Annotated in this window: 8 protein-coding genes and 2 pseudogenes; 8 read left to right on the top strand and 2 right to left on the bottom strand. The window is 65.7% G+C overall.

The annotated features are described in order from the left end of the window. Positions 1 to 8: 8 nt before the first annotated feature. Positions 9 to 884, bottom strand: coding sequence for a hypothetical protein (locus ACFV9H_RS04415; protein ID WP_385393154.1), 876 nt, complete (start codon positions 882 to 884; stop codon positions 9 to 11). A 443-nt stretch (positions 885 to 1,327) separates the two neighbouring features. Between ACFV9H_RS04415 and ACFV9H_RS04410 the strand changes: the two genes are divergently transcribed. From ACFV9H_RS04410 to ACFV9H_RS04390, 5 genes and pseudogenes are all read left to right on the top strand, one after another. Beyond that, positions 1,328 to 2,446, top strand: coding sequence for a polyprenyl synthetase family protein (locus tag ACFV9H_RS04410; protein WP_385393152.1), 1,119 nt, complete (start codon positions 1,328 to 1,330; stop codon positions 2,444 to 2,446). Between the two features lie 250 nt (positions 2,447 to 2,696). Beyond that, a complete protein-coding gene (locus ACFV9H_RS04405) occupies positions 2,697 to 3,671 on the top strand; it encodes a terpene synthase family protein (RefSeq protein ID WP_385393149.1) in 975 nt (324 codons plus the stop codon). A gap of 92 nt (positions 3,672 to 3,763) precedes the next feature. Continuing rightward, on the top strand, positions 3,764 to 5,155 hold the full coding sequence (locus ACFV9H_RS04400) for a hypothetical protein (RefSeq protein WP_385393147.1): 1,392 nt from the start codon (positions 3,764 to 3,766) through the stop codon (positions 5,153 to 5,155). A gap of 269 nt (positions 5,156 to 5,424) precedes the next feature. Continuing rightward, entirely contained in the window at positions 5,425 to 6,813 is a 1,389-nt protein-coding gene (locus ACFV9H_RS04395; RefSeq protein ID WP_385393144.1) for a cytochrome P450, read from the top strand. 458 nt (positions 6,814 to 7,271) lie between these two features. Next, positions 7,272 to 7,457 (top strand): annotated as a pseudogene (locus tag ACFV9H_RS04390) (CorA family divalent cation transporter); the annotation flags it as partial. 188 nt (positions 7,458 to 7,645) lie between these two features. Here the strand turns inward: ACFV9H_RS04390 and ACFV9H_RS04385 are convergent. Continuing rightward, positions 7,646 to 10,669, bottom strand: a complete 3,024-nt coding sequence (locus tag ACFV9H_RS04385; RefSeq protein ID WP_385393142.1) for a helicase-related protein — start codon at positions 10,667 to 10,669, stop codon at positions 7,646 to 7,648. 158 nt (positions 10,670 to 10,827) lie between these two features. On the opposite strand from ACFV9H_RS04385, the gene ACFV9H_RS04380 reads away from it, so the two are divergent. The 3 genes and pseudogenes from ACFV9H_RS04380 (at position 10,828) to ACFV9H_RS04370 (ending at position 15,032) form a co-directional block, all read left to right on the top strand. After that, the gene (locus ACFV9H_RS04380; protein ID WP_385393140.1) at positions 10,828 to 13,413 is read left to right on the top strand and encodes a DEAD/DEAH box helicase; all 2,586 of its coding nucleotides are present in this window, start codon (positions 10,828 to 10,830) and stop codon (positions 13,411 to 13,413) included. Between the two features lie 260 nt (positions 13,414 to 13,673). Next, a pseudogene (locus ACFV9H_RS04375) lies at positions 13,674 to 14,050 on the top strand (SMI1/KNR4 family protein); the annotation flags it as partial. Between the two features lie 496 nt (positions 14,051 to 14,546). Continuing rightward, positions 14,547 to 15,032: a hypothetical protein gene (locus ACFV9H_RS04370; RefSeq protein ID WP_385393137.1), complete on the top strand. Its 486-nt coding sequence runs from the start codon at positions 14,547 to 14,549 to the stop codon at positions 15,030 to 15,032. Positions 15,033 to 15,046 lie beyond the last annotated feature (14 nt).

Raw genomic sequence — 15,046 nt, 5'->3', positions numbered from 1 at the left:
ATGCGGGGTCATGAGCTGCCTGTGTGCTCTTGCGGACCGCCTCCAAGGGATGCCCCGTTCGGCTGCGCAAGCGGCATGCCGAGCGAGCCAGGAGCCGGAAGGGCAGCCGCACGGGCATCTGACGATGCAGTATCCGGGCGTGCCGCGTAGCTCCCGGGTGCTGCGGCTTCCTCCTGGCGACTCAACGCCTCCTGGCGGGCAACCGCCTTGAACCCGAAAGCGGTCATCACGCAAAGCCATCCGAAGAACAGGGAGAAAGTCAGCCACATCGCGAGGAGGCCGGTGTATGTCCACGGTCCGAATTTAAAGAAGACCATTGCCATGGCCGAGGTCATTTCAAGGAGCACTCCGAGAGTCATGTAAGCGATCCACCGCGGATACAGCTGGTGCTCGGGCGGGTTCCACAAGATCCCTAGTGCCAGTGCAGCCAGCCACACGAGAAACGGGGGAGCATCGAATAGAAATAGGAACCATCCAACGTCCCAAAGCGCCTGTGTAATCTCTGGGGAGATTTCTCCCGCCCGAAAAGATGCGACAGCCCAGAACAGCGCAACGAGCACACTCAGGCACACTGCACAGCCGAGCGAGATAATCTGCGTAGCATAAAGGACTGGGAATCGCGCTTCTGCCTTCCGGGTAAAAATCGCCGGTACAGCCCCCCAGGGCCCGAAGAGCGCCCCACCCATGACCATAAGGACGCACCCGGCCTGAAATCCCACCTGATGCCCGACGAGCCAATGCACCAGTCTTTCGGCCGGCCAGTCAGGACTGGGCGGCGGCAAAAGTCTTGCCATCGGAACAAAGCCAACGATATAGAGGACGAACAGCGCCGGTCCCGCCCAGAGGCAGAGACGATGGGCCTTCTGGGAAAACCGCTGCTCCATGCATGAACTCCTTCGAGATCGAGGTGTTGAGGTCTCATCTACTTTCGAAGGTGCAATTGATCGAGAGCGTTGGCGCGACGCACATGATGAGCCTCAGGCAACCAACCGCGCAAGGAGCTGATACCGGCCAAGCACTCGCCGACCTCAAACGTTCATGGCGGCGGCCGGAACACCCGCAAGCCCCACCCGTCGGAGTCCCCGCTACCCCCAGGGCTGACGCGAGCTGGCGGCGTGCGCCGAGGCAGCCGAGAGCCCGGATCACGCTCAGGGCATATGCAGAACAACTGGGCGCTGGCGCGATACGAACCCCCGTTCCACGTACAGGTGTTTGCTCTTTCAGTGCGACGGGGAGGGTGCCTGGGCAAACGGATCAGCGCCGGGCGAGGCTGGCGGGCACGACCGTGACAGACCGCGTACCTGACCAGTGATTGCAGGGGGCCAGCATGAGGTACCACGCATTACCCACGCACGGCGGACGACGAAAGACAGCAGGGGATACCGTTCCACTGGACCTGCCCGGCATCCGCCGCGTTGTTGACGCCAATCTTGCCGCTTTCCTCGACGACAGGGTCCGTACTGCTGTCGACGGCCGCCTCCCGGCCGAAGTACCCGGGCTGCTAAAGGGTTTTCTGGACTCCGGCGGTAAGCGCCTTCGTCCTCTGCTCTGTGTGATCGGCTGGCATGCAGGCGGCGGCCATGGCGATATCGCCCCGGTGCTGAAGGTAGCGGCCTCATTAGAGCTCTTCCATGCCTTCTGCCTGATCCACGATGACGTAATGGACAACAGCCGCACCCGCCGAGGACAGCCGACCGTGCACCGGGCCCTGGCCGACCAGCACACCTCGGACCGCAGTCGCCGGAATGCGGAGCGGTTTGGGACCAGCGGCGCCATCCTCATCGGCGATCTCGCCCTGAGCTGGTCCGACGAACTCGTCAACACTGCTGAGCTCACCGCGGCCCAGTTCAGCCACGTGCTCCCGCTCATCCACGAGATGCGCACGGAGGTCATGTACGGGCAGTATCTCGACATCGCCGCCACCGGATCACCCACTGACAGTCTGGACCGTGCACTGGCGATAGTCCGCTACAAGACCGCCAAGTACACCGTCGAGCGCCCCTTGCACATCGGCGCCGCCCTTGCCGGCGCCGACGACAGCCTTCGCGCCGCCCTCAGCGACTTCGCCCTCCCGATCGGCGAGGCGTTCCAGCTCCGCGACGACCTCCTCGGCATCTACGGCAATCCCGCGATGACCGGGAAGCCGTGTACGGACGACCTGCGGGACGGCAAACACACCGCCGTCATCGCCATCGCCCTCCAACGCGCTGAGCGGGACCAACGGCAGTTGCTGACTAGCCTCATCGGCAAGACAGACCTGGATGCGGACGGCGTTGACCACATCCGCAGCATCCTGAGCATCACTGGCGCCCGCCACGCGGTTGAGCAAATGATCCGAACTCGCTGCGAGCAAGCAGACCGGGCCCTTGCTCAGGCGCCGTTCCCGCCCGCAGCCCGCCACGCCTTGCGCACGCTCGCACGAGCCGCGACAGGGAGGACCGGGTGATCCCCACCCGCCAGAGGTCTGCGGACGGTACTCCTGGCCGGCCCCGCGGCTACCGCGCCGGCATCGCACGCGCCGTCCGCACCACCGAGCGGACTCCAGCTGTACGGGATCCCGGTGTGACGAAGCCGCGAGACCCTCCACTACACACAACGTCGCCGACTGACCGTCCTCAAGGCGACCTGCCCGCTGGTCACCAAAGGACCCTGCGACGAGATCTGCTACGCCACCGTTCAGATGCCAGGAGGATTTGATGAGCGGATCTGGCTTCACCCTGCCGAATATTTACTGCCCGTTCCCTGCGACAACATTCAATGACAGGCCGAATCCGGCGACGCCCGATGTCGCGCGAGACGTCTACGCTTTGATCGACAAGCTTGACGGTGGGACCCCACTCCTGAGGGACGCTGCCGCGGGAGTCCATCTCGCTGACTTCGCCGGCCGCCTTCACCCGGATGTCTCGCCCCAGGGACTGGCGCTCGTCTTCATGTCTCACCTGGTGTTCTACGGTCATGAGGCATGGATCGAACAGGGAGAGGCGCCAGGCCATTACCTGTCACCCCTGGAGTTGAACAGGACCTATGACCGCGCACTTGAGGTCTTCGACGGGGCTTCTACCGCATCGTCCGACACGCTCGTCGCAGACCTCTTGGGACACTTCGGAAATACGGTGCGGTCGTTCAACAGGCCGGAGAATTATGCGCGAATTCGCACTGCGCTGGAAGGATATCTACGGTCTCAGGTGTGGGAACGCGACTTCCGGAACCATCGGGAGATGCCTTCACTGGCGACCTACCAGGCAATGCGTCGGAACACATCCTCGACCGTTCTCTACCTCGAGTTGTTCACTCTGTTCTTCGACCTGAATATCCCGGTCACTCTACTTGATCATCCTGTGGTTCGTCAGCTCCAGGATATGCAGGCAAACTACACCTGCTGGGTCAACGATATTTTCTCCTTCGAGAAGGAGCTGAAGGAGGATGGCGCACTCAACCTGATCTTCCTTCTGCGTGAGGCGCGCAACCTGTCTTGGCAGCAGGCAGTCGATGCCGCTGCCGAGATGGTGAAGAAGGAGGCAACCGACTACCTCGACCTTAAGGCCCGCCTTCCCCGTCTTGGCATTCCCTTGGCTGGCGCGCTCGCGGAACTTCTTGACCAGGAGGAACGCTGGCAGGCGCACTGCATCGTCTACCAGCAGCGGGCACCCCGATTCTCGGTGACATCATGAGAAGCGAACTGTCACCACTCACCGACCTGTCACCGTCGTTGTACGACATTGCTGTCGTTTCCCTGGTCCCAGGACCCCAACAGGCCCTGTGTGTGGACTGGCTGCTGGCACACGCGACGACTGCGCATACCTGGGGAGCGTCCGCGCACCGGTGCTGGTTCGACGCCTACTTATCCACCTACGCCGCTGCCGTCGCACTCCGCAACGCCGAGATGCCGCAGCCGGCCGACCGTGCGGCCGCCTCTCTCCCTGGGATGGTGCCGGCCGGCCCTTCCTCCACGCCGGAGACCCTGACGTTCGGCGGACTGGTGGACGCACTCGACCGGATCAGCACCGCACAGGGCTGGCCCCTGCCCGCTCACCCCGCCCCCGTACGAGCCATCATGGATCGCGAGCGCACCAAGTGGGAACGCATGCGCCTGTGGCCGGACTTCTACAATCCGTCGTTGTCCATCGCCGGCTATTGCGCGGAACGGGTGTACGGCGACCCGGCTGTTGACGCCGCCCGGTTCCTTGAGAGCTTCCAGGTCCCCAACGGGTCCATCGCGAATTCCCCGGGCGCGTCCGCTGTCTTCCTGCTGGAGTGCGAACGCCGCGGCCAGCAGTTCGACGCCGCGCGTCTTGCCCAGCTCCGGCAGTATCTTCACTCGCGCGTTCCCGCGAACATCGGCTACCTGGACCAAGTGCCGCACTTCGTCACCGCGTGGACGGTCATGTTCCATCACGAGCTGGGCATCCCGAAACCTCCGCCCCTTCCACCCCGTGCCCTCGACGAACTCTCCCGAGACCTGTTCCACCCCTCGGGTCTGCTGTGCACCGTGGGCGTGGGAGCCACGATTCCCGGCGACACCGACAGCACCGCATGTGCAGCCATCGCCGCCGCCATAGTTGGCCGTCCCGCGCCGAAAGCCGCGGGTCTCGACATGATGATCGGTTCCGGCGGCGCCTACCGAACCTTCCTCTTCGAACACGACCCCTCACTCACCACCAACATCCACATGGCCGCACTGCTCGACCTCGAAGGCGACCATGAACGGCTCCTCCCCGTCCTGCACTGGCTTCACCACCAGACCACCCAGCACCCCGACCAGGTCTGCAAGTGGCACCTCTCCCCCACCTACACCCTAGGAGAGATGGCCCGTGTCATGTCCAAAATTAACCACCCCCTGGCCCGATCCCTGTGCGCCAACGCCTCGGAACGTCTCTCTCGTACCCAGAACAGCGACGGTGGGTGGGGGAGCGACGGCTCGACAGCCGAGGAAGCCGGCTATGCCGCCATCGGCCTGGCCGCGGCGGCATCGCATGGACTCACCGGCGGGGACTGGAACCGTACTTTGCGACGTGCACACAGCTTTCTTTCCACGCACGAGCCACAGCTGACGCCTCTGTGGCTGGGCAAGACGCTTTACTGCGTCCAACCTCTCGTAGACGTCCTGCACACCGTAGCCATCCGCCGCATCGAAGAGACATGCGCGCAGAAGTAGGCGGACAGACGAGTTGGGCGGACTTCCCCTGCCGGCAACGGCAAGGACAGACCCTCGCACGTGATGACGTTCCGACTCCCGCACAGGCAATGCCCCGGTCGAAGGGGCCCCCGCATCTGCCGCGGAGGCCGGGGCGCCTGCCCATCGCCGGGGCCCGCCCCATGTGAACGAGCGGGCTCGCCGCAGTCCACACCCTCTGGCCGGACATCGATCCGCCGGAGGAGCCACACCGACCTGTACACCCCTGACGACGGCTACCGGGAGTCAATATGAACAACCCCAGTCCGATCCCCACAGCAGCCGGGGGGCTGCCGCTGCTGGGCCACCTCGTGCCGCTGCTACGCGACCCCCTAGGGTTCCTCACCCGCCTGCCCGAGTACGGAGACCTCGTACAGGTCCGTGTCGGCCCGCTCTCGGCGCTCGTGGTCTGCACCCCGGCCCTCACCGGCCAAGTCCTGCGCGATGACCGGACCTTCGACAAGGGCGGACTGGCCTATGACCGGGGACGGGAGTTCATGGGCAACGGTCTGGCTACCTGTCCGCACAGTGAGCACCGACGTCAGCGACGCCTGCTTCAGCCTGCCTTCCATCCCACCCGGTTCCCCGGCTATGCCCAGGCCACCACTTCCCGAGCCGCCGAGACAACCGGATCCTGGCAGGACGGCGAGATCCTCGATGTGTTCGCCGTCATGCAGGAGCTCACCGCCAGGATCACGGTCGACACGCTGTTCTCGACCACGCCGCCGCCTGATGTGCTCACCCAAGCCCTCGGCGACCTCAACACCATTCTCAACAGTCTGATCGTGCGGATGGTGACACCCCCTCCGCTGGATCGGCTGCCCACCCGCCGCAATCGCCGCTACCACCAGGCGCGGGCCCGCCTGCCCCGCACCCTCCACCACCTCGTCACCGAACGCCGGGCCGCCGGCATCGACCACGGTGATCTGCTGTCGATGCTGCTGACAGCCCGCGACCCCGACTCCGGGCCCGCCGAGCAGATGCTGACCGATGCCGAGATCATCGATCAGATCGTCACCTTCTTCGGTGCAGGGGCAGAAACGTCCGCCTCTGCCCTGGCGTGGGCGCTACACCTGCTGGGACAGCACCCCGAGATCGAGAAACGGCTGCACGCCGAGGTCGACTCCGTCCTCGGCGGCCGCCCGGCCACCCACGCCGACCTGCCCCGCCTCGAGCTGACCGGCCGCATCATCACCGAGACCCTGCGCTTGTGGCCTCCCACCTGGATCTTCACCCGCACCTGCACGGCCGACACCCACCTGGGCCAGTACCCGGTCCCCGCCGGGACGACCATCGTCTACAGCCCCCATCTCATCCACCGCCAAGCCGACTTGTATCCCGAACCCGACGGCTTCGACCCCGACCGGTGGGCACCCGACAACCCCCGTCCCCCACGGCGCGAGGCCTTCATCCCCTTCGGGAGCGGAGCCCGCAAGTGCATCGGGGACCGGTTTGCCACCACCGAGATGGTGCTTGCCCTGGCCACCATCGCCACCCGCTGGCGCCTGCAACCCCTCCCCGGTGTCCATGTCCGCCCCCACATCGGCGCCGCCACGAGCCCCGGCGGACTGCGGATGCGCGCCATCGCCCGATCGGCGACGGATACTGGCTCCCGTCCTTCTCCCGGGGAGGATGCTTGAGCCGAGCGCGGCAAGGCCGAGGAGCGGGCCGCCCAGTAGCGCCTCGACCGATGCACAAGCCCCCGGGTCACGGCTCCCAGGGTCCCTTTGTGCATTGGGGTGGTCGGCCGGTGCAACGATCAGCCGACGGCGATGTCACGCCCACTCCACGCCCACCAATCGCGATCTACCGCCAAGCGAACAGCGGCCACCTGCTCCTGCCCCGCTGTCACTACGTCGCGTAGCCTGCCATGGCACGCGGATCACGGTCCCGACCAGCGGCGACCCTCCTTCAGAGACAGCCTCCGCTGGGGGAATCTGGGGGGAATCTGGGGGGAATGAAGCCCCGTTGGGGGGCGGCTGGGGGGAATCGGCCGCATCAACAGACAGCACGACGAAAGAGCCTGAAAGACGGATCGCCGCAGGTCAGGACGCCTGCCCAATCGATTTCCGCAGGTCAGCGGCGTGAGGGTGACGACTTCAAGAAGATCTCCTCCTGGGCCGCCATCCTCTTTGCACCCACGTTGGTGGGAACGATCTACGGCATGAACTTCGAAGACATGCCGGAGCTGAAGTGGGCAGGCGGGTACCCCTTCGCGATCCTCCTGATGGCGGTGGTCTGCGTAAGTTTGTACGTAATTTTCAAGCGGCGGGACTGGCTCTAACTCCTCGCATCCCTCTCAGCTCTCCTTCGCACGTCACTTCCGCATCAATCACAGATCGGCCCAGAAGTGGCCCGTGGGGAGTCCCAGGGGAGAATCCGTGGAGAAATGAATCACAGGCGCTGAGGATCAGCCCGAGCCGTATTGCCACCGCGCTTCACGCCCTCCTCGTGATCACACAAATTCGTTCTTCACTCAGAAAAGGGCAGATCGGAGACGCTCAGCACAAGCGCAGCGGTGAGGATCTGAGGTGGTTTCGTCGACATCAGCTGCTGGTGGTCGAGCAGTTCGAGACGCTTTCGAAGCCGTACATCGAGCTCGACAGCCTTGCGGTGGAGGCTCTCGGAGGACACCTTGGGCTTCTCGCCCCTCCGCTCCTTCTCGGAGGCCTCCGCAGCATCGATGAGCAGCCGCTCACTCTCCGAGGTTAGGCGCTTGGTCACCAGTTCCCGGGCCCTGACCAACTCTGCCAGGCGACGGGGCTGGACCTCGGCCAGATACTGGGGAAGCTGGTTGGCGATGATCCAGCTGGTCGCCTTGTCCTCGGCGTCTGCGAGCCAGGGCAGTCCGTTCGCGATGTCGATCGCCGCGCCATTGGGCGCGGCGACGCAGTCGAGGTAGGGCGCGGGGCCTGCCGGCCGCACGGTACCGCGGCTGTCGACGTAGGCGTAGCCGAACCGTCGGGCCACCGACTCGCCGGTGGCGTCCGCGACCTCTTCGACGACCCCGACGAGGAGGTGCGGTTCGTCGAGGGCGGCCGAGACGAGGACGGTGCCCCGATTGAGGGCGCCCCCGAAGTTCCGGATGGTTTCGGCCATGACGGCGTCGTGCAGGGGGTGGCCAGGGGCGAGCAGGTCGACGTGGGCTCGGTCTTGGGGCTGGACGTGGCCGAGGTCGAAGGCGACGTGATCGTACTTGGCGGCAATGGGCCCGTTGCCTGCTGAGCGGACGTGCTGCGGCACGTTGGCTACCTTGTAACGCCCCGGTTCGCGCTTGACTATCCGGCCACCGAGCCGGGTGAAGGCGTCCTTGAAGGCCGATTCGATGTCGTGCGGCTGAAGACGTCGAGCGCGGGCTTCGTCCATCGCGGCACGCAGGGCGCGGAGATCGGCATCCGAAAGGTGCTCCGAAGCGAGTGCACGCTCGTCCAGGAGGCCCTTGAGACCGTCTCCGACGGTGGTGCCAATGACCTCGTACATCCGATCCTTGACGGCCGGCTGCTCACCGTACTGGATGGCATCGAGGAGCAAGTCTCGCAGCGGGGTCTCGGCGAACGCCTCACCCAGAACATCGAACACCTTCCCGCCGTACGTCTCGCGCATCTGGTCGAGTTTCTCCAGCAGGCGCGTGAAAACCTCGCCCTCGCGGGTGTTGGAGGCGACGAGGTTCCAGAGCCGACAGACCTCCTTCTGGCCGATGCGGTGGATGCGGCCGAAGCGCTGCTCGATGCGGTTGGGGTTCCAAGGCAGGTCGTAATTGATCATCAGGTGCGCGGCCTGCAGGTTGAGTCCCTCGCCGGCGGCGTCGGTGGCCAGCAGGATCCGAACATCGCGGTTCTTGGTGAACTCCTCAGTGATCTGTCGCCGTTCGGCCCGGCGTACGCCGCCATGGATGGCCCTGACGGCATCGGTCGTCCCCAGCAGCGACCCGATCTTGCCCTGCAGGTAGTGGAGGGTGTCGCGGTGCTCGGTGAAGACAATGAGTTTCCGCGGGCGCCCATCGGCGTCCGTCACCAGCGCGTGGTCCCGGAGGAGGGCGGACAGCTCGGTCCACTTACGGTCCGTTCCCGCCTCGCGGACGCGCTGCGCCGTCTGCACCAACGCCCTCAGCTCGATGAGCTCGACATCGAGCTCATCGACCGTCCGCGCCGCCGTCGCGGCATCGAGCAGTTCCTCCTCGATCTCCTCGATCTCCTCGGCATCGAGGTCGCCATGGTCGAAGTCGGCGAGGTCGGCGAGGTCGGCGAGGTCGGCGAGGTCGACGGTGGTCATGCTCTCGCGACAGGTACCGTCGAGGATCTCCTGCTTCCTGCGCTCCAGGCGCTCGGTACGCCGTACAAGGCTCTTGTAGATCGCCTCGGGGCTGGAGGCCAGGCGTCGCTGCAAAACGGTGAGCGCGAAACCGACGGTGTTCTTGCGTGTGCCACCGATGCGGTCGGCACGGTTCATCCCCTCGCGGACATAGTGGGTGACGTCCTCGTAGAGGTCGTACTCGAGTGCCGTGAGTTCGTAGGGGACGGTCTCCGCCAGACGCTCGGGGAAGAGTCTTCTGCCCTCGAAGGTGAGCAAGTCTTCCTTGATCATGCGCCGCATGATCCCGCTGACGTCGGTTCTCCTATTCTGCCTGCCCTCGAACCGGTCACGGTCCAGCAGGGTGAGGAAGAGCTGGAAGTCCTCCTCCTTTCCCGAGTGCGGGGTGGCCGTCATCAGGAGCAGGTGACGAGTGATCTCACCGAGCATCTCGCCGAGCTGGAACCGCTTGGTCTTCTCCACCTTGCCACCGAAGTAGTGGCCGCCCATGCGGTGCGCCTCGTCGACGACGATCAGGTCCCAATCCGTCTCCTGGAGCTGCGCCTTCAAGTGATCATTGCGGGAGAGCTGGTCCATGCGGGCGATCAGCAGCGGGTAGGTCTCGAAGACGTTGAGGTTGAGCTGGGAGTCAACGAGCTGGTTCGTGAGCAGGTCGAAGCGGAGACCGAACTTGAAGAAGAGCTCGTCCTGCCACTGATCCACCAAGCCTCCCGGAGCCACGACGAGGCACCGCTTGACGTCATCGCGCAGCAGGAGCTCCTTGATGTAGAGCCCAGCCATGATCGTCTTCCCCGCGCCCGGATCGTCGGCGAGCAGGAAGCGCAACGGTGTACGGGGCATGAGCTCGCCGTACACGGCGCGAATCTGGTGCGGGAGCGGTTGAACGTCGCTGGTCGCCACGGCGAGCATCGGGTCGAACAGGCCGGCCAGTGAGATCCTCTGAGCCTCGGCGACCAGCTTGAAGTCACGTACGTTCGCGTCGAAGGCGCGGCTGCCACTGTGGGCGACGCTCAGCTTCTCCTCGTCCTTCCGGAAGACGACCCGCTGGTCGAGGATGCCCCGGGTGGTCTTGTAGGTCAGCTCGAGTGCGTTCGCACCGTGCCACTGGGCGGCGATGACCGTGACGACCTCCGCCGGTATGAGTCCGTCGATCCGCAGACCCGGCTTGAGCTCCTCGAGCAGCACGTACACAACCTCCTGCTTTGCAGCCTGCGAACGCTACTCGGACGTTCCGGCGATTTCGTGATCCCGTCGACTTCGTCAACCAGGGTCGCTAATCTTCCCAGAGGTCATGCGAGTCGGCGGGGGCAATGGAGCGAGAAGCACGTCATCACCTGCGTGGTGTGGTGGAGGACATCAGCGGGTGGCACAAGGTCGCGGTGGGGATCGTCGAGCAGCGTGAGGCCGTCGAGACTGCGGCGGAAGACGCCGCCAGGCAGTTCCTCGGCCGAGTTGCTTCACTCGGGACCGCAACCACCGCATGGCGCGTACTACAGATCTCGCCGCCCGATGTCGACCTGGTGACCGCGCTGGCCTGTCGTCAGGCTCTTCCGGCGCTCACAGCCAACGCCCAGCAGGGCATCCACCAGTTGACCGACGACGCCGGCAGGGCGCTGACGGCTGTCCGCGCACTATTCGGTGCCCGCCGGATATTTTCGGGCAAGAGCCGCAAGGACGAAGCAGGGCAGGCTGCGACCTACCTCGTATCCCTTCACCAGCGGGCTGCGAACACCCGGCTCATCACCGAGATGGAAAGCTTGGCCGCATGGGGCAGAAGGACTGTCCCCACAGTCGGGCTCTCGGCCATCCTCGATGACACGGTCGGCTTCAGCCGGCGTCTCGGCGCCCGAGGCGAACTCGTCGGGCGCCATGAACTGGACGCTGCCAAGACCGCGATCGGCGCGATCGATCGGGCACTGCACCGCGAGAGCGAGTTCAGAACGGCAGTCAACGCCGCCGGTAATGCGGTCCGAGAGGACGAGGTACGCAAGCTGGTCGCCGAGATGCCCGTGGAACGGCTCAGGGATGCGACCAGCGGCCAACTACGGATCGCGGCGCTGATCGATGCCGGAATCGGGACCGTGCAGCAGGTCCTCGACCAGAAATCACGGATTCGATCGCTCCCCCGAGTCGGTGAGACGACAGCCAACCGGATGGTCGGCGCCGCGCAGACCCTCTGGCAGACCACGATGGACGAGATGCCGGTCCGCATCGACATCAAGAACCGATCCCACGCCACCACGAAGCTCCTGACGACGATGCGGGCCTGGGACGCGGCACGCTCGATCCGCAGCGCGACGGCGGACCTCGCCGCCGCCGACGCGGTACGACCGCTCCTCCAGAGTCTTGATCCCCGGACCTCCCACGTGGTTCTCGTCCCCCAGGCCCGGACCGTCGCCGAGTTGCGTGCCGCATTGGCGGCCGTCGAGCGCCGCGGGGCGGTGCTCGCCAGTGGGGCCGATGTCGCAGGTGGTGATCCTTGGGAGGATTTCAGCGCCCGGCCGGCCGACTACTACGCGATGCTCGCGGAGCTCGGATTCCTGGCCGACGACGCCGAGACGAGCCAAGGCGACCTGCCGGCCGAAATCGTCGAGGCGGTCAGGGAACTCAAGCTCGACACCACCCATCTGAAGGCGTCCCTGCGCGGATACCAGTCATTCGGTGCCCGCTTCGCGATCGTCCAGAGGAAGGTCATCATCGGCGACGAGATGGGCCTGGGAAAGACGGTCGAATCACTGGCCGTGCTCGCCCACTTGCGCGCCAAGGGCTCCTCCCATTTCCTGGTCGTGTGCCCCGCCGCCGTCGTGACCAACTGGGTGCGCGAAGTCCAGGCGAAGTCCGATCTGCTCGCATATCGCCTGCACGGGCCGGATCGCGATGACGCCCTGAAATCCTGGATCCGGAACGGTGGAGTCGCGGTCACCACCTACGACATCCTCGGTTGGCTGGAAGGGCAGATTCCCGAACGCGCCGAACCCGCATGCCTGGTGTTCGACGAAGCGCACTACATCAAGAATCCGTATGCCCAGCGAACCCGGCGCTCCACGGCCCTCATCCACACATCGGAGCGAGCGGTCCTCCTGACCGGCACCCCGCTGGAGAACCGGATCGAGGAATTTCGCAATCTCGTCGGCTACCTCAGGCCGGATCTGTCGATCAGTGCCTCGGAACTCGCTCCTCGCCAGTTCCGGAAGCAGGTGGCACCGGCCTACCTGCGGCGCAATCAGGAAGACGTCCTCACCGAGCTCCCGGAGCGGTTCGATGTCGACGAGTGGATTCCGATGTCCAGCGCCGATGAGCAGCACTACCGAATCGCTGTCATCGAGGGCAACTTCATGGCCATGCGCCAGGCCGCGCTACGCGCCGGCGCCAAGTCCGCGAAGATGCAGCGCCTCATCGACATAGTCGAGGAGGCCGAGGACAACGAGCGCAAGGTGCTGGTCTTCTCGTACTTCCGTGATGTCCTCGATGAGGTGGCGTCGGTCCTTCCAGGGAAAGTGTTCGGGCCTCTTACCGGCTCCGTACCCGCCGCGAAGCGGCAGAGCATGGTCGATGAGTTCTCCCAAGCCCGCCACGGGGCCGTCCTCGTCGCCCAGATCGTGGCGGGCGGCGTCGGTCTGAACATTCAGGCGGCATCGGTCGTCGTGATCTGCGAGCCGCAGCTCAAGCCGACGACCGAGTGGCAAGCCATCGGCCGCTCCCACAGGATGGGGCAGCTGGAATCGGTACAGGTACACCGCCTGCTCTCCGAAGAAGGCGTCGACCAGCGCCTCATCGAGATCCTGGCGCGCAAGAACCAACTCTTCGCGGAGTTCGCCCGCGTCTCCGAAACCGCCGACAGCGCCCCTGAGGCTTTCGACATCACGGACGCCGAACTGGCACGGGAGATCGTGGCGGCCGAGCGCGAGCGCCTACTCGCGGGCCGCTGACAGACGCCACACTCCCCAACTCCTAGTCGGAAGGCCGCCACGAGCTGCGACATGCTGTTCTTCCGCCTGCCCGAAGACGTCACTTCGGTGCGCGAGATCCCGAACTCCCCCGCGCCTTGGGGGTGACCATCCCGCGCCGCCGACCGCCTTCAACAGCACTTGGCTGCGGAGGTTGGACCACCGCTGTCCGACCCCCTGGCTAGCGTGTCCCCGTGAAGCCCACCGATGACCGACAGTTCCCCGCCGCGCTCGCCACTGCGATGGCCGTTCGATTCGACTACGCCGACGGGAAGACCGGGGTCGACTTCGAGCCCTTCCCGGCCTTCCTGTCCGCTGCCGAGACCACCGACTGGTTCCAGGCATGGAAAACAGCGAACTGGACGGCAGCGACTTCCGCGTGTTCGGGCAGGACGGCACAGGTGGGTACGCGGCGTTCTGGCTGATCCGCCCGAGCCGCCCGCTGGCCGACCAGCCCATCATCTTCCTCGGGTCCGAGGGGGAGACTGGTGTCGTAGCGCGCGACCTGGGCGACTTCCTATGGCTGCTGGCCGACGGCTACGGCCCCTGGGAAGCTGCCACCTCCTACGAGCCTGACTGGAAGGCGCGCTCCAACCCGGAGTTGGCAGCCATCGCTGAAGGAGAGCACCAAGTCCTTCTGTTCTTCGCGAAGTCCCGGTTCCGGGATGGGCGGGGCTCACCTCCCGAGTTCTGGACCCGGCCATGGTGGCGGCCGGGGCGCTGCCGGCCACCCAGGCCGGCTGGACAGTGCGGAGGTGAGGGCGGGACTGGAACATTGCCGCGTTCAGGCGGCCGCCGGCGCAGCGCGCACCGGTTGGGTTCGGCTCACCTCACCCCGAAGCTCCTCGGCGACCGCCACGGCGTCTCCCAGCCCGAGTCCCAGCCCCTCCCGCACGCTGCCGCCCATCAGGTGGACGCCAAGGCGCCCGCCCCGGAGCCGGAGCCGGAGCCGGGGCGGGCGAGCCAAGCCCTGATCCGGAGCCCGTGGACCCAGCCCCTGGCCCGTACACGCCGCCGCCCGCGCCGGAGACGCCGCCGCGACGAGCGGCCCGGCGGGAAGGGAGGCTGCCCGGCCGGCGGCTGCACACACTGAAATTCGTGCGTAGGGTGGTCGTGTGACGGAGACCAAGGCCACGGGGTACGACTGTCTATCGTCTCGTCTGGTTGCGGCGGGCGACCTGCGGGCGTTTCTGTTGGACTGTTTCGAGATCGCCGAGTCTCGGTTGTTCGTGGGTCAAGAGGACCGGGTCGCCGAGGAGTTGGAAGACCTTCCGCAGGACGTGGTGTTCTCCGCGTTCTGCACGTACCGGCAGGTCTTCGGCCACTTCGCGATGGGCTTTGGCGTCGGTATCGAGGGCGAGTTGGCCGATCGGGTCGGTCGCCGGGAGTTCGCCGAACGGTTCGCCGCCCACTTCGATGCGTACGTGCTGTACGGCGCCACCGAACCGCCGGGAGTGTGGACGGTGATCTTGCCGGATGGTAGATGCCTTCGCGCCGCGATGGATGAGGAAGACAACCGGTACGTGCTCGACGCGGCCACCGCGCCGGTGCCGGGGCTGCCCGGGGTCCCCGTGGACGAGGGCCTGTGGCGGCTCCGATGAGCGGGCACTCGTGA

The sequence above is a fragment of the Streptomyces sp. NPDC059874 genome (genome assembly GCF_042731135.1).
In the GTDB taxonomy this organism is placed as follows: Bacteria; Actinomycetota; Actinomycetes; order Streptomycetales; family Streptomycetaceae; genus Streptomyces.
This window is presented reverse-complemented; position numbering and strand designations above follow the sequence as displayed.